The sequence below is a fragment of the Streptomyces sp. NPDC005799 genome, from assembly GCF_040630525.1.
Lineage (GTDB): Bacteria > Actinomycetota > Actinomycetes > Streptomycetales > Streptomycetaceae > Streptomyces > Streptomyces griseorubiginosus_B.
This window is the reverse complement of the sequence record NZ_JBEXXQ010000021.1, coordinates 89,557-105,446: the sequence shown is the minus strand read 5'-3', so window position 1 is coordinate 105,446 and position 15,890 is coordinate 89,557. Positions and strand designations below refer to the sequence as shown.

The following is a 15,890-nucleotide window of genomic DNA, read 5'->3' as shown; positions in this document are numbered from 1 at the left end:
AGCCGGCGCGGTACGGGGACGCCGTGCCGTCAGTCCGACCTCGGGGTGGGAGACGTATGGCACAGGCGTCCGACGCAGCGCGGACCGTCATCATGACCGTGGACGACGACCCGGGAGTGTCCCGGGCCGTCGCCCGGGACCTGCGGCGCCGCTACGGCGCGTCGTACCGGATCGTCCGCGCGGAGTCCGGCGAGTCCGCGCTGGACGCGCTGCGGGAGCTGAAGCTGCGCGGTGATCTCGTGGCGGTGATCCTGGCGGACTACCGCATGCCGCAGATGAACGGCATCGAGTTCCTGGAGCAGGCGCTCGACGTGTACCCGGGAGCGCGGCGGGTGCTGTTGACCGCGTACGCGGACACGAACGCGGCGATCGACGCGATCAACGTCGTCGATCTCGACCACTATCTGCTCAAGCCGTGGGATCCGCCGGAGGAGAAGCTCTACCCGGTGCTGGACGACCTGCTGGAGGCCTGGCGGTGCAGTGACTTCCGCGCGGTGCCCAGCACCAAGGTCGTCGGCCACCGCTGGTCGGCGCGCTCCTCCGACGTACGGGAGTTCCTGGCCCGCAACCAGGTGCCCTACCGCTGGTACTCGGCCGAGGAGCCCGAGGGGCAGCGGCTGTTGGCTGCGGCCGGGCAGGACGGACAGCGGCTCCCGCTGGTCATCACGGCGGAGGGGGCGACCCTGGTCGAGCCGGAGGCGCCCGAACTGGCCGCGCAGGTGGGGCTCGCGACGACACCGGCCGCGGACTTCTACGACCTCGTCGTCATCGGCGGCGGGCCCGCCGGACTGGGGGCCGCCGTGTACGGGGCCTCGGAGGGGCTGCGGACCGTGCTCGTGGAGCGGTCGGCGACCGGCGGACAGGCGGGGCAGAGTTCCCGCATCGAGAACTACCTCGGCTTCCCCGACGGCGTGTCGGGGGCGCAGCTCACCGACCGGGCCCGCAGGCAGGCCGCGAAGTTCGGCGCCGAGATCCTCACCGCGCGCGAGGTGACGGGACTCGAGGTCAACGGCGGTGCGCGGACGGTACGGTTCTCCGACGGGTCGGCGGTCGCCGCGCACAGCGTGATCCTGGCGACCGGCGTGTCGTACCGGCAGTTGGAGGCACCGGGGTGCACCGATCTGACCGGCTGCGGGGTGTTCTACGGCTCGGCGCTGACCGAGGCGGCCTCCTGCCAGGGGCAGGACGTGTACATCGTCGGCGGCGCCAACTCCGCCGGGCAGGCGGCGATGTACCTGTCGCGCGGCGCCAAGTCGGTGACGTTGCTGGTGCGCGGAGCGGACCTGGCCGCGTCCATGTCCTACTACCTGATCCAGCAGATCAACGAGGCGCCCAACATCTCGGTGCGGGCGCGGACCGTCGTCGAGTCGGCGCACGGCTCCGACCACCTCGAGCAGCTCACCCTGCGCGACATGGACACCGGGGAGACCGAACTGGTCGACGCGCAGTGGATGTTCGTGTTCATCGGCGCCGCCCCGCTCACCAACTGGCTGGACGGCACCGTGCTGCGCGACGAGCACGGGTTCATCCTGGCCGGGCCCGACCTGACCGCCGACGGCCGGCCGCCGGCGGACTGGGAGCTGGACCGGCCGCCGTACCACCTTGAGACCAACATCCCCGGCGTGTTCGTCGCCGGGGACGCGCGCGCGGAGTCCGCCAAGCGCGTCGCGTCCGCCGTCGGAGAGGGAGCCATGGCCGTGATGCTCGTCCACCGTTATCTGGAGCAGTCGTGAGCGGGCGGCTGCTGCCGTGCAGCCCGCAGGAGATCGGGTCGCTGTTCCTCTTCGAGAAGCTCTCCGCGGAGCAGTTGGGGCAGCTGTGCAGCAAGGGCCGGGTCGAGGGCTTCGACCCCGGGCCCGTCTACACCGAGGGTGACCCCGCCACCTGCTTCTACGTGATGATCGACGGCTCGGTCGTGTTGTCCCGGCGGGTCGGCGACGACGACGTGGAGGTCTCGCGGACCTCCCAGCCCGGGGTGTACGCGGGAGCCGTGCAGGCCTACCTCGGGGACCGCGTGCGCCAGGTCTACGCCAACTCCATGCGGGTGACCGAGCCCTCGCGGTTCTTCGTGCTGCCCGCGGAGCAGTTCGCGGACTTCATGGCGGCGGAGTTCCCGATGGCGGTCCATCTGCTGGAGGGGCTGTTCTGGGGTTCGAAGAACACCCAGCGTGCCGTCGGGCAGCGTGAACGGCTGCTGGCGCTCGGCTCGTTGTCGGCCGGTCTGACCCACGAGCTCAACAACCCGGCCGCGGCGGCCGTGCGGGCCACCGCGACGCTGCGCGAGCGGGTCGGCAAGATGCGGCACAAACTGGCCATCATCTCCCAGGGCAACTACTCGCCCGAGGTCATGGCCAACCTCATCGACATCCAGGAGCGCACCGCCGAACGCGTCGCCAAGGCACCGACGTTGAGCCCGCTGGAGGCCTCGGACCGGGAGGACGCCCTCAGCGACTGGCTGGACGACCACGACATCCAGGAGGGCTGGCGGATCGCGCCGACCTTCGTGCAGGCGGGCCTGGACGCGGACTGGCTGGACCAGGTCGCGGCCGCCGTGGACGAGGACCTCCTGCCGAACGCGATCGGCTGGCTCAACTACACCGTCGAGACGGAGCTGTTGATGGACGAGATCACCGACTCCACGGCCCGCATCTCGCACCTCGTCGACGCCGCCAAGCAGTACTCCCAGCTCGACCGGGCCCCCTACCAGGTCGTCGACGTGCACGAACTCCTCGACAGCACCCTGCTGATGCTCTCGGGCAAGATCGGGGAGCGGATCAAGGTCGTCAAGGACTACGACCGTACGCTCCCGAAGATCCCGGCCTACCCGGCGGAGCTCAACCAGGTGTGGACCAACCTGATCGACAACGCGGTCGCCGCCATCAACAGCGCGGGCGGAGAGGGCGCGTTGACGGTACGGACGGCACTGGAGCACGACCAGCTGCTGGTGGAGTTCCGTGACACCGGGCCCGGGGTGCCCCCGGAGATCCGTGACCGCATCTTCGATCCCTTCTTCACCACCAAGCCGGTCGGCGAGGGCACCGGACTGGGCCTGGACATCTCCTGGCGGATCGTCGTCAACAAGCACCACGGGACCCTGCAGGTGGAGTCCGAGCCCGGCGACACCCGCTTCCAGGTCCTGCTGCCGCTGACGGCCACGACCGACGAGACACCCGAGGAGCCCGCATGACCGGCGGCAACGGAATCGATCCCAGCGTCCCGCCGAGCGGCAGCGGGTGCGTCGAGTGCGACGCGGCGGGCGGCTGGTGGTTCCATCTGCGGCGCTGCGCGCAGTGCGGGCACGTGGGCTGCTGCGACGACTCCCCCGCGAAGCACGCGACCGCGCACTACCGGGAGACCGGGCACCCGGTGATCCGCAGCTTCGAGCCGGGTGAGGAGTGGTTCTGGGACTTCGACAGCTCACAGCTGTACGAGTCGGGCCCCGATCTCGCACCGCCCGTCGCCCACCCCGAGGACCAGCCCGCACCGGGGCCGGCGGGACGGGTTCCGGCTGACTGGGCGCGGGTGTTGCGGTCCTGACCCCTCCGACGGCCTCGCGCGCCTCCTCACGTCCAGTCCGGCAACCCCTGTCCCAGCCGCGCTGTCAGTGCCGCGTGCCAGGATGGATGCGTGTCTGAGAACGCCTTCACCACGCCGCTGATCGGCCGCGACGAAGACCTCGCCCGGCTCGGCGAGGTGCTGGAGCGCGCCCGTCGGGGCGAGGCGGGGGCGGTGCTGGTGGCGGGGGACGCCGGGGTCGGCAAGACACGGCTGCTGGACGAGGTCGCCGGTCGGGCGTCGGCGGCCGGCATGGCCGTGCTCACCGGGCACTGCGTGGATCTCGGTGACGTGGGTCTGCCGTATCTGCCGTTCACGGAGATCCTCGGGCTGCTGGCGGGTGACGAGCGGTGCGCCGAGGTGCTGGCCGCGCATCCCGTGGTGGACCGGCTGCTCGGCGCGGGCACGGACGCCTCGGGGGACGCGGGCGGCCGGCTGCGGCTCTTCGAGGGCATGGCCGGACTGCTGGCCGACCTCTCCGACCGCGTGCCACTGCTGCTGGTCCTGGAGGACCTGCACTGGGCGGACCAGTCCTCCCGCGACCTGCTGCGGTTCCTGCTCAGCCGCGGCATCCTCCAGCGCCCGGCGGGCGGCGCCCCGACCCACCGTCTCGCCGTCCTCGCCTCCTACCGCGCGGACGACCTGCACCGCCGTCATCCGCTGCGGCCGCTGCTGGCCGAGCTGGTGCGGCTGCCGGCCGTGGAGCGGCTGGACCTGCGGCCCCTGGGCGACGCGGACGTCATCCGCCTGGTGCGGGCCCTGCAGGACCGCCCGCTGCCGGAGGACACGGTCCGCGGCATCGTCCGGCGGGCGGAGGGCAACGCCTTCTACGCGGAGGAACTGCTCGCGGCCACCGACACCGGGGCGGGCGGAGTGCCCAGCGGGCTGGCCGACGTCCTGCTCATCCGGATCGAGCAGCTGTCGGAGACGGCCCAGCGGGTGCTGCGCACGGCCGCCGTCGCCGGGCGAAGAGTGGAGCACGACCTGCTGCGGGAGGCGGTCGGCCTGCCCGAGGACGAGCTGGAGTCGGCGCTGCGCGAGGCGATCGGCCGTCAGCTCCTCGTCCCCGGCACCGGCGACACGTACGCCTTCCGGCACGCGCTGTCCCGCGAGGCGGTGTACGCGGACCTGCTCCCGGGCGAGCGCGCCCGGTTGCACGGCTCGTTCGCCCGACTGCTGTCCGTGTGCGGGCACGGGGCCGAGAGCGCGGCCGAGCGTGCCCACCACTATCGCGAGAGCCACGACCTGGCCGAAGCCCTCGCCGCCTCCCTGGAGGCCGCCGACCACGCCCAGCGGGTGGGCGCTCCCGCCGAGGAGCTACGGCACCTGGAAACCGCCCTCGACCTCTGGGAGGCCGTCGACGCGGCGGCCCGCCCGACGGGCGACGGCCTGGACCGGGTGCCGCTGACGCTGCGCGCCTCGGCGGCGGCCAGGCATGCCGGGGAGTCGCACCGGGCCCTGTCCCTCACCCGGTCCGCGCTCGCTCACATCGGTCAGGACGCCGACTCCGAGCTGGCCGCCCGCGTCCGCTACACCCTGGCCGGCAACCTGCTGGACGTCGACAGCCTGACCGCCGCGTTCGCCTACAGCAGCGAGGCGCTGGCGCTGATCCCCGCCGAGCCGCCGACCCGGACCTGGGTGTGGGCCGCGGCCACCCATGTTCTGGCGGCCCGCCAGGTCGGGGAGAACGGGACGGCACTGCGGGTGGCCCGGCAGGCGCTGCACGTGGCCGAGGAACTCGGCGTGCTGGACGCACAGGCCGACCTGCTGTCTCCTTGGCCATCCTGGAGAGCGGCGGACGCCGCACCGCCGAGGGGCTCGAGCGGCTCAGGGCGGCCCGGGAGCTGGCCCGGCGCTCGGGGAACGCGCCGGTGGAGATGCGCGCCCTGTTCAACCTCGCCATCGGCTGTTTCGAGGCCGGTGACCTCCAGGGGTGTCTGCCCTGGGTGACCGAGGGCCTGGAGCGTGCCCGTCGTGCCGGGCTGCTGTCGTCGCCGTACCCGCTGGAGATGCGCTATCTGCATCTTCTGGTGCTGTACACGCTGGGCCACTGGGACGCGTGTCTGCGGGCCGCGGCGACGGATGCCGCGGTGCTGCCCGCGGCGGGCGGGTACGCGTCCGGGCCCGCGTTGTACGTGTCCCTGGCCCGGGGTGACCTGTCGGCGGCCGAGCGGGCCCGGACGCTGCTGGAGGGGCCCTTCGACTGGATGGGCACGCTGGTCGCCGGCATCGCGCTGACGGAGGCGGCCGTCCTGCGGGGCGACCCGGAGGAGGCGGTGCGACGGACGCGGGAGACGGCGGACGCGCTCGGTGACGGCTCGGGCAGCCGCCCCGACGTGACCGTGCGTCTGGCGGCGCTGGCGCTGGGCGCGGTCGCGGACGCGGCTGTCGAGCCGCGGCCGGCCGGTGACGCGCCCGGGCGGTGGAAGGACACCGCGGACGAACTGGTCGAGCTGGCGCGGGGTGTGGCCGGGCACGGGGAGGACGGGCTGTCGCAGGGCCCGGAGGGCGTGGCATGGCTGGCGCGGGCCGAGGCGGAGTGGGCGCGGGCCGTGTCCGGTCCGGACGTGGCGGCCTGGGAGAAGGCGGTGGCCGCGTTCTCCTACGGGGACGTGTACGAGCGGTTGCGCTGCCAAGTCCGCCTCGTGGAGGCCCTGTTGGCGGCCGAGCGGCGCGCGGAGGCGGCCGACCAGGCCCGCGAGGCGCGGGCGAGGGCCGAACACCTCGGTGCGGCGCCGCTGCTTCAGCGACTCGACGCACTGATACGCCGCGGCCGTCTCGCCGACGCACCGGCCGACGGCCGGCGGACCTCGCCGCTCACCGCCCGCGAGCAGGACGTGCTGCGGCTGCTCGCGCTCGGCCGCAGCAACCGGCGGATCGGCGAGGAGTTGTTCATCAGCGGCAAGACGGCGAGCGTGCACGTCTCCAACATCCTGGCCAAGCTGGGCGCGACGAGCCGTACGGAGGCGGTGGCGATCGCCTACCGGGAGGGTCTCATCGCGCCCGAGCCGACGGCCTCGGGCTGAGGGGCCGCCCGATCACCCGCGTCCGGTGCAGTCGAGCCTGGTGAGGTCGACGGCGTCGGCCATCGCCTGCATTCCCTTGTCGTTGGGGTGCAGATGGTCGCCGCCGTCGAAGAAGGGCAGGATCCGTTCGGTGTCGTAGGGGCTGCGCAGGATGTGGTCGAAGTCGGTGTACGCGTCGAAGTCGCCGCTGGTGCGGATGTAGGCGTTGACCTCCTGGCGTACGGCCTCGCCCGCCGGGTCCCACTCCGACCAGCCCTTGAAGGGGGCGACGGTGGCGCCGACGACGCACTTGCCGGCCGCGTGGACGCGGCGGGCGATCTCGCGGTAGCCGGCGATGAGGTTCTGGGCGGTGACACCGCTGTGGCTCTTGATGTCGTTGACGCCCTCGAAGAGGAAGACGGTGCGCACGCCCGGCTGGGAGAGGACGTCGCGCTGCAGACGGTTCACGGCGCTCTGGCCGGCGCCGTCGGCGAGGACCTGATTGCCGGAGATCCCCTCGTTGGCGACGCCTTGGATCTGGCTGCGCGCCTTCTGGAGCCGGCGGGCGAGGTAGTCGGGCCAGCGGCGGTTGAGGTCGCTGGTGGACTGCCAGCCGTCGGTGATGGAGTCGCCGAGCGCGACGACGGCCGCGGTGCCCGGGTGCGGTCGTACGGACACGGAGTCCAGATAGGCCCAGGAGCCGGTCGTCTGGGTCCAGTCGGCCGCCCCCTCCTCGGCGGTGTGGTCGCCCCGGGCGAGGTACGAGGTCTGCATGGCCATTCCGTGGCCGGTCGCCGGGCCCGCCGCGTCCGGCGAGTGGATGCTGACGACCAGGTTGGTGGCGGCCGGCAGCGAGCCGGGCAGCGGGTCGCTGAGGGCGACGGCGCCGGCGGGGATGCTGATCGACCGGGCGCCGCCGAAGGTCAGGCGCCGGTTGCTGCCGTGGACCAGTGCGGCGCCGGTCTGCTGGAGGCCGGCGTAGAGGCTGTCGAAGGTGACGGGGCGGTCCCCGAAGGCGTTGGAGAGCCGGACGCGCAGATCGGTGCCGCCGACGCCGGTATGCACGATCAGCCGGTAGCCGCGGTCGGGCACGGCGTCGCCGATCCGGTCGGCGCTCGCGCCCCAGGTGACCACGTCCCGCCCGTCGGCGGGCGCCCCCACCACCGCGAACTCGGGCTGCCGGCCGGATGCCTCGACCGGTGACGCCTGGAAGGCGCCGGCCAGCAGCAGGAGGGCGGCGAGCCGGACGGCCCGTCGGTGCCGGGCGCTCACCGCGCGAAGTCCTTGATCGTCACGGACCCTCCGGGCGCTACGGTCACGGTCCGCGACGAGCCGCCGAACGCGACCGTCGTCGTACGGCCGCCCACACTGCGGATGCGTGCCTCGGTCGGCCTCCCGTCCTGCCAGCGTAGGTCGACGACGAAGCCGCCGCGCGCCGGGGCTCCGGTGAGCGATCCGGAGGCGGCCCAGGCGTCCGGGAGGGCCGGGAGGAGTTCCAGATGGCCCGGCCGGGAGTACAGCAGCATCTCGGTCACGGCCGCCGGGGTACCGAAGTTGGCGTCGATCTGGAAGATGCCCCGGCCCGGCCTGGTCTCGTAGATGTCGAAGAGGTTGGGCGCGGTGCCGTTGCCGCCGTCCGCCGACGGGCGCAGGTTGGTGACGATCAGCTGGTAGGCGTTGTCGGCGTTCTTCAGGCGGGCCCAGCACAGGCTCCGCCAGGCATTCGCCCAGCCGAAGCTGTTCATGCCGCGTGCGGTGAGCAGGGCGGTGGCGCCGGCCACTACGTCGGACGGGGTGGAGCCGTCGGGGCGGATGCGGTCGCCGGGGAACAGGCCCACCAGCGGCGAGAGATGACGGTGGGTGGTCTCGCCGAGGTTGTCGGGGGACATCCATTCCTCGAGCCAGCCGGTCTTCGGGCTCACCTGGGGAAGGTACAGCTTTTTGCGGAGGCCGAAGATGGTTTCCGCGTAGCCGCCGTCCCGCTTCAGCTCGGCCGAGGCCACGCAGTAGTTGCCGAACAGCGCCCACACCAGCTCCTGGGCGTAGGTGATGCCCTTGGCGTCGAGCGGTCCCTGTTCCGGCGACCAGTCGCTGTCGGCGATCAGCACCTCCTTGGAACTGCCCGGCAGGGTCGTGGTGAGCAGCCGGGCCTCCCAGAACTCGCAGGCGCCCTTGAGCAGCGGGTAGATCTTCTCCAGATGGGCGCGCGAGCGGGTGAACTCGTAGTGCTCCCACAGGGAGTTGCACAGCCAGGCGTTGCCCGCCGGATGCCACCACCAACCTCCTCCGCCGTAGGGGTTGGTGGAGATGGCGAGGGTCCATCCGGCGTTCTTGCCGCTGGAGTTGCGGTAGCGGTTGCGGGGGTCGTCGAACAGCCGGCGGGTCAGGTCGGTCCAGGACGGCACCTGGGCGACGCAGTAGTCGGTGAGGGCGTCGAAGCAGGCGGACAGGCCCGCCCGGTCGGCCATCCAGTAGTTCATCTGGAGGTTGATGTCGGTGTGGTAGTCGCCCATCCAGTCCGGGTCGTTGCCGTCCAGCCACAGCCCCTGGAGCCCCAGCGGCAGGCTGCCGCGCGACCCGGAGATCATCAGATAGCGGCCGAACTGGACGTAGGCGGCCTCGAGTTCGGGATCGGGTGCGCCGTCGCGCGCCCGGGCCTGCAGCCGCTCCCAGGTGTCGAGGGAACGCTGCTGGGCGGTTGAGGTCCCCAGCGAGAGACCGAACTGTCCGAACAGCGCGTGGTGGTCGGTGACATGGGTGCGCAGCAGGGTGTCGGCGGAGTGCGCGGCGGCGTCGGCGACCTTGGTGCGGGCGAGGCGCCGGGGCTCGAGGGACGGATCGCGGTAGCCCTGGGCCGCGTCCGGCGCGTAGTTGGTGCCGCCGCTCACCACCACGGTGAGGTCCTTGCAGCCGGCGAAGGAGATGTGCGAGCCGCTGACGGTGACGCGGCCGCCGGTGCCGTGCGCGGTCACGGCGGCCCCGTACTCGAGGCCGTTGGCGAACGCGGCACCGAAGGAGACTCCGGCGCCCTCGCCGTGCGTGCCCTCCAGCGTGACGGTGCCGGTGTAGCGGCCTCCCCCGCTCTGGGTGAAGTGCAGCACGATCACGTCGTCGGGTCGGCTGGCGAAGAGCTGCCGCTGATACGTGACTCCCGAGCGGACGTACGACGTGGTCACCACGCCCCGGGCGAGGTCGAGGGTGCGGCGGTAGCCGGAGACGGCGCCGAGGTCGTGCTCGGGGATGTCGACGGTGAGCCGGGCGAGCAGGGTGAGGGAGCCGAAGTGGTCGCGGTCGTAGGGGAACTGGCCGGCGGCGTCGAGGGTGTCGTTGAGGCCGCCGGTCCACATCGTGGCGTCGGTGACGAGCAGGACCTCGTGGCCGGGGTCGTTGCCCGCGAGGGCGCCGAGGCGGCCGTTACCGACCGGGAGGCCCTGTTCGATCATGGAGTTGTCGTCGGCGGGGGCCTGCCACCACAGCTCGTCGTGCGAACTTGTCGTGATCTCGGGTGCGTTGGCGGGCCGTTCGGGTGCGGCCGAGGCGGTGAAGGCGGGCAGGGCCGCCAGGGCGGCTCCGGCGGCGGTGGCGGCCAGCAGGTCGCGTCTGGGAAGCAGGCGGGCGGGATCGGTGTTCACTGCGGCTCCTGGAGGCTGGGTCAGGAAGACTTCGGGATGTCGATCCGGTCGATGTCCGGCGCGTAGCCGGTGCCGCTGTCGAAGGTGATCGTGTTGGAGCCGGCCTTGAGGGTCAGCGGCACGCTGACCGTCTCGACGGTCCCCCAGTCGCCGGTGGAGGGGAACTTGTGGTTCGTCGGGCCGCCGCCGTTGACGGAGACGGCGGCGGAGCGGGCGTCGCCGCTGACGTAGGCGATCTTCACCTGGTAGGTGCCGGCCTTGGGGACGACGACGTCGTTGATGGTCAGCTTGCCGCCGAGGTAGAGGTTGCCGACCTTCCTGCCGCCGGAGCAGGCCGAGCAGTCGGCGACGGAGGCGTTGCCGGCGAGGGTGTTGGCGGAGGACTCGGCCTCGTAGCCGGTGAAGGCGAGTGCGCTGCCGTGCGGGGTGACGGTGAACAGGCGGGAGCCGTGGGCGGGCAGGGCCTCGGTGACCTTGTCCTTGAGGCTGCCGAGATTCTCGTGGTTCCACAGGTCACGGACGGACGCCGTGCCGGTGAAGCCGAGGGAGGCCCAGGAGGCGGAGGCGGCGGCGGGGCTGTCGGCGAGGTTGAACAGGGCGACGGTGTAGCTGCCGTCGGGGTTCTTCGCGGCCCACACCTGCTGCGGGTCGGACGGGGTGATCGGCCGGGCCGGCGGGGTGGCGCCCTGGTTGAGGGCGATGACTTCCTTGTTGGTCAGCAGGGACAGACCGTAGGAGTCGAGGCGGGTGAGGTCGTCGCCGGTGAAGAGCGGTGACTTGGCGATGGCCCACAGGGTGGCGTAGCTCTGCCGTTCGGCCTTGGTCAGGCCGTCCATCGCGCCGTTGCCGACGTCGAGGGAGTCGAGGTCGTTCCAGCCGCCGGGGCCTGCGTACTTCGTCCAGCCGGGGGTGTCGTCCCAGCGGTCGTCGACGGAGTTCTCCCAGCTGACGAGGGTGTTGCAGTAGCACTCGACGTCGGTGTCGATGCGCCAGCCGTTGGAGTACTTCTTCCAGTCGGCGGCGTGTCCGATGTCCAGGGACCAGGAGAGTTCCAGGTGGATCGGGCGGCCGGTGGCGGTGATGGCCTTGTTCCAGGCGGCCACGTCGGCAACGTTGTCGTACTGGTCACCGCTCTTGCCGGAGCCGGGTCCGACGCCGTCGAGCTTGAGGAAGTCATAGCCCCAGCCTGCGATCAACCGGGCCTGGGAGTCGATGTACTTCTGGGTGCAGGGGCGGGAGAAGTCGAGCTTGTAGGAGCTGTCCCAGCCGTTGGTGGTGCGCAGGTCGCCGTAGACGATGTCGGCGGTGGTGCAGCCGTCGGCGTTCCATATCGGCGTCTTCCCGTCGCCGTACGCCTCCTTCTCCAGGCCGGCGGGGAGGTAGATGCCGGCCTTGAGGCCCTTGGCGTGGATGCGGTCGGCGACGGCCTTCATGCCGCTGGGGAAGCGCCCCGGGTCGGCCTTCTGGCGTCCGTACTGGTCGTACTCCGGCTTCCAGGTGGTGTCGCGCCACCAGCCGGCGTCGATGTTGACGTAGTCGTAGCCGTACTTCTTCAGCTTGGCGGCCAGGGCGTCGGTCTGCTGGGTGACGTTGGCCTCGGTGAGGTAGCTGTAGTCGCCGTCGGGGTTGAGGCCGGGGTACTTGGAGGACTGCATGCTCCAACTCGACCAGCCCAGGTAGGGCTTGGCGGCGAGGGTGGGAGGGGTGGTTCCGGCGTGGGCCGCCGGGGCGACGGTGACGGCGCCCGCGGCGAGGGCCAGGACCACCGCGGCTCTGAGGGTGCGTGCGGGCAGGGCGGAGTACGAGGAAGACCTCATGGGTCGTGCCTCCAGGGGGAATCGGATCAGCGGCTCGGCTGCGGGGGGTCTAAGGAGATGAAGGACTGAATGGCGGTGGCGGCGGCTCCGCGGGCCCATTCCTCGAAGGGCAGCGGACGGGTCAGTACGTCGCACCGGGCGGCGGAGCCGAAGGCGGCGGCGGTGAAGGCGGCGCGGATCTGCTCGGCGAAGAGGTCGTGGGCGGCGAGGCCCTCGCCGGAGATGATCACGCGTTCGGGGCCGAGAAGGTTGGCGACGGTGGCGATGCCCCGGCCGATGGCCTCACCGGCCCGCGCGTACACCTCCCGCACGCCCGGCACTTCGCGGTGGGCGAGCGCGACGGCCTCGGTGGCGTCGGCGACCTGACGGCCGGTGGCGGCGCGGACCTGGCGGACGATCGCGGCCTCCCCCGCGATCGCCTCCACGCAGCCGCGGTTGCCGCAGTGGCAGGCCGGTCCGGCCGGGTCGACGGTGACATGACCGATCTCGCCGGCCACGCCGTGCGCGCCGGAGACGACCCGTCCGTGCACCACCAGACCGCAGCCGATTCCGGCACCGACGGTCACCACGGCGAAGTCGGACAGGCCCACGCCCTCGCCGAACCACTGCTCGGCCACGGTCAGGGCCCGTACGTCGTTGTCGACCGTGACCGGCAACCCGCAGGTCATGGCGGCGAGTTCAGCGAGCGGGACGTCCCGCCACTCCAGGAACGGCGAGTAGCGTACGACGCCCTCGGCGCGGTCCACATCGCCGGAGACGGCGATCCCGAGGCCCTGCACGGTTGAGCCCAACTCGTCGGCGGACAGCAGCAGTTCGTCGACGAGACGCGCGATGCCGGTGAGCACGGACCTGGTGTCGCGGTCGGCCAGCGGCAGACGGCGGTCGGCGCGGACACGGCAGCACAGGTCGGTGAGGACGGCGATGATCTCGTCGCCGGTCACCTTGACGCCGAGGAACAAGGCCCGTCCGCCGTCGACCCGCACCGGGTTGGCGGGCCGGCCGAGCGTCGGCCGGTCCTCGTCCGCCGCGTCCTCCACCAGGTACCCGGCCTCGATCAGGGGTTTGACCGCCTTGGTGACGGCGGCCGGCGACAGCCCTGCCCGCCGGGCCACCTCCAGCCGGGTGAGCGGTCCGTGGGACAGGACCGTGGTGAAGATCTGCGAGGCGGCCGGCGTGTTCGCCGGGAACGTCTCGACACGGGGGGTCGGGCGCATGACCGGGAACCTAGAGGGCTTCTTTTCCACCGTCAATAAAAGAAGCAGGATTCGTCTGTGGCCCCGTTGTCAGACCCGGCGGGCACAATCGCCGCATGACGACGATCAATTGGGGCGAGCTGACCCACGCCTACGGCGGCGCCGAGGACATCCCCGGACTGTTCGCGCAGCTCGGCGGCCCGGAGGACGACAGAGTGTGGACGGATCTGTGGTCCGCGCTGTGCCATCAGGGGTCGGTGTACGAGGCGAGTTGGGCGGCCATGCCGGTCCTGGCGGACATCGCTCTCGGGCGGGCCCCGGGCGAACCGATACAGGCGGTGCTCATGGCCGGCCTGATCACGACGGACCCGGACCCCGAGCGCCGGGAGCGGTACGCCCCCCAGATCGCCGAACTGCTGGGGGTGGCACGCGCGTTGCTCGCCACCCCGGGGACCGGTGACTTCGTGTACCTGCAGATGGCCGTCCTGGCCTTCGAGGACGCCGGTGTGTGGGCGGAGGCGCTGGAGGGCGTGGTCAACGAGGAGTACGAGCTTCAGTGCCCGGAGTGCGAGGACGGCCTGTTCGTCGCCTTCGGTTCCTACGGCTACTTCTCCGTGGCCGGCGACTACGTGACGGGGCCGGGCGCGGAGGACACGGAAGGGCGGGCGGAGCTGACACCCATCGCCCCGGACCGCCTCGACGGCATCGGCGCGCGCCTGCACCGCGAGGCCGTGGCGGCAGGACAGCACGAGGTCGCGCACGCGCTGACGTACGTCTTCGGCAGAGCCCACTGCCCCTCCTGCGACGCCGGGTTCACGGTGTCGCAGGAAGTGGAGAGGCAGTGGGTCTGAGCACCTCCGACGTCGGCGTCAGTGCTGGTCGGCCGGCGTGTTGGCCTCGCTGACGTTGACGGCGGCCCAGGCCTGGTCCACCGTCCGGTACTCGACGCCGGTCGCCCCGTAGAGGTCCTTGGCCGCCTTCAGCGTCGCGACGCGCGCGTCGTGGAAGTCGGTGGTGGAGACCATGTAGCGGGTCAGCGCACGGTAGAAGATCGCCGTGGCCTTGGCGCGGCCGATACCCTTGACGGTCGAGCCGTCGTAGGTCGGCGAGTCGTACCTGACGCCGCCGATCGTCTTCTGGCCACTGCCCTCGGCGAGCAGGTAGTACGCGTGCGAGGAGACGCCGGAGCCGGCGTGCACCTCCGCGTCGTACACCTCGGGCTGCCAGTAGTCCACCGTGCCCTCGAGCCGGTCGAGGGAGGGGTGGTCGAGGCGGCGCAGGAACTTCTGCGCGAGGCCCAGCTTCTCGCCGATGAGGTAGTCCGGCGTGTCCTTCGGGTTGTTGGTGAAGAACTCGACGTTCGAGCCGAAGATGTCCGCCAGGGACTCGTTCAGCGAGCCGGGCTCGCCGTACTGGTTGCCGTCCGCGTCGACCCGGGTGGGCTCCAGCTTGGCGGTGGCGTCCACCACGCCGTGGGTCAGCTCGTGCCCCGTGACGTCCAGCACGACCAGCGGCTTCTTGAACATGTCGCCGTCACCGTCGCCGTACAGCATGCAGCCGCAGCCTGAGTCCCAGAAGGCGTTGGCCACCTTGCTGCCCCAGTGGACCATGCCCTTTGCGGGCTTGCTGTTGTTGGCGATGCCCCTGCGGGCGAAGGTCTTCAGGTAGAAGTCCAGCGTCTTGGTGATGCCGTACTGGGCGTCCGCGGCGGCGCTGTTGCGGCTGGACGTGGCGCCGTTGCCGAAGACGTCGTTGCTGGTGGCGATCTGCTTGCCGCGGGCGAAGCTCTCCGTGTAGCTGCCCTTGGCGTCCCGGGTCTCGGTGCCGTACCGGGTCGGGTCCTTCAGCACGAACGTCCTGATGGCCGTCTGCGTGGTGGTCAGCGGGACCGGGCCGACGAAGAGGGACTTGCCGGTGCCCTTGGCCGTGCGCGGGTAGTGCACGGCTGCGGCTGCCGCGGACGACGAGGCCGCCGCGGTTGCGACTGAGGCGCTCCGCGCGCCGATGCCGGTGGCGGGGTCGGCGATCTCGCCGCGCTCGCGCAGGGTGTCGAGCAGCTCGGGCGAGAGGAACTCGTCGTTGTTCGGCGTGTTGCTGCGCACCTTGCCGGTGACGGCGTCGACGACGACGGTCCGGGCCCCGGCAGCCTCGGTGGTGCCGCTGTCGGTGACCGTGACCTGGTAGGCGAGGGCGGACGCGCCGTCACGGGCGTCCACGACGAGGCGGGCGGTGCCGGCGTCGCCCTTGGCCACGGACGCGGCCTTCCGCTCGGCCTCGTCGGCCGAGAGCTTGGCGGCACTCGCCGCGGCGGGCCTGACGGTGTGGTCGGCGGCCCGGGTGACCCCGGTGTACGACAGCTGCCGGTTCAGGTGGACGACGAGGTCGCCACCGAGGACCGTCATGCCCCGGTGGGTCCGGGCGAACCGGACGTGCCGCGCACCCTCGGGGTCGATCATGACGTCCTGGGCGTGCAGTTCCTCGCCCTGGGAGACGCCGGTCGCGCCGGCGTGGGCGAAGGCGGCGGCGCGGGCCGCCGACACCACGGACGCGGCCGAGGTCGTGGCGGCCGCAGCATGGGCTGTCCCCGTGTCCGGGCCCGCGAAGGCGGTGCCGGCAAGGCCCGTGGCGGCCGTCGTGACGGCGACGGCGACCGCCACGCTGCGTATGTGCGGTCTACGCACTGATAAG

The 15,890-nt window shown here is 72.0% G+C and carries 9 protein-coding genes and 1 pseudogene; 5 read left to right on the top strand and 5 right to left on the bottom strand.

The window, feature by feature from the left end; translation table 11 throughout:
* Positions 1-56: 56 nt before the first annotated feature.
* The 4 genes and pseudogenes from ABZ453_RS21855 (at position 57) to ABZ453_RS21840 (ending at position 6,581) form a co-directional block, all read left to right on the top strand.
* Positions 57-1,733, top strand: a complete 1,677-nt coding sequence (locus ABZ453_RS21855) for an FAD-dependent oxidoreductase (protein WP_359016731.1) — start codon at positions 57-59, stop codon at positions 1,731-1,733.
* Positions 1,730-3,187 (top strand): ATP-binding protein, encoded by a 1,458-nt coding sequence (locus ABZ453_RS21850; protein ID WP_359016729.1) that lies wholly within the window; start codon positions 1,730-1,732, stop codon positions 3,185-3,187. The genes ABZ453_RS21855 and ABZ453_RS21850 overlap by 4 nt, the downstream gene beginning before the upstream one ends.
* Complete coding sequence (locus ABZ453_RS21845; protein ID WP_359016727.1) at positions 3,184-3,537, top strand: UBP-type zinc finger domain-containing protein; 354 nt, start codon at positions 3,184-3,186, stop codon at positions 3,535-3,537. The genes ABZ453_RS21850 and ABZ453_RS21845 overlap by 4 nt, the downstream gene beginning before the upstream one ends.
* A 90-nt stretch (positions 3,538-3,627) precedes the next feature.
* Positions 3,628-6,581, top strand: a pseudogene (locus ABZ453_RS21840) (AAA family ATPase).
* A gap of 12 nt (positions 6,582-6,593) precedes the next feature.
* On the opposite strand, the gene ABZ453_RS21835 reads toward ABZ453_RS21840, so the two are convergent.
* From ABZ453_RS21835 to ABZ453_RS21820, 4 genes are read right to left on the bottom strand one after another with little or no spacing between them, the layout of a single operon-like run.
* The gene (locus tag ABZ453_RS21835; RefSeq protein WP_359016725.1) at positions 6,594-7,832 is read right to left on the bottom strand and encodes an SGNH/GDSL hydrolase family protein; all 1,239 of its coding nucleotides are present in this window, start codon (positions 7,830-7,832) and stop codon (positions 6,594-6,596) included.
* The gene (locus tag ABZ453_RS21830; protein ID WP_359016723.1) at positions 7,829-10,192 is read right to left on the bottom strand and encodes a glycoside hydrolase N-terminal domain-containing protein; all 2,364 of its coding nucleotides are present in this window, start codon (positions 10,190-10,192) and stop codon (positions 7,829-7,831) included. The genes ABZ453_RS21835 and ABZ453_RS21830 overlap by 4 nt, the downstream gene beginning before the upstream one ends.
* A 20-nt stretch (positions 10,193-10,212) precedes the next feature.
* Complete coding sequence (locus ABZ453_RS21825; protein WP_359016721.1) at positions 10,213-12,009, bottom strand: CBM35 domain-containing protein; 1,797 nt, start codon at positions 12,007-12,009, stop codon at positions 10,213-10,215.
* Positions 12,010-12,035: 26 nt separating this feature from the next.
* On the bottom strand, positions 12,036-13,223 hold the full coding sequence (locus tag ABZ453_RS21820; protein ID WP_359016719.1) for an ROK family transcriptional regulator: 1,188 nt from the start codon (positions 13,221-13,223) through the stop codon (positions 12,036-12,038).
* Between the two features lie 95 nt (positions 13,224-13,318).
* Here ABZ453_RS21820 and ABZ453_RS21815 point away from each other — a divergent pair, with 95 nt between their 5' ends.
* Positions 13,319-14,053 carry a hypothetical protein gene (locus ABZ453_RS21815; protein WP_359016717.1) on the top strand — a complete coding sequence of 245 codons (735 nt, stop codon included), beginning with the start codon at positions 13,319-13,321 and terminating at the stop codon, positions 14,051-14,053.
* Between the two features lie 18 nt (positions 14,054-14,071).
* On the opposite strand, the gene ABZ453_RS21810 is transcribed toward ABZ453_RS21815, so the two are convergent.
* Positions 14,072-15,883 (bottom strand): M4 family metallopeptidase, encoded by a 1,812-nt coding sequence (locus ABZ453_RS21810; protein WP_359016715.1) that lies wholly within the window; start codon positions 15,881-15,883, stop codon positions 14,072-14,074.
* Positions 15,884-15,890: the final 7 nt, after the last annotated feature.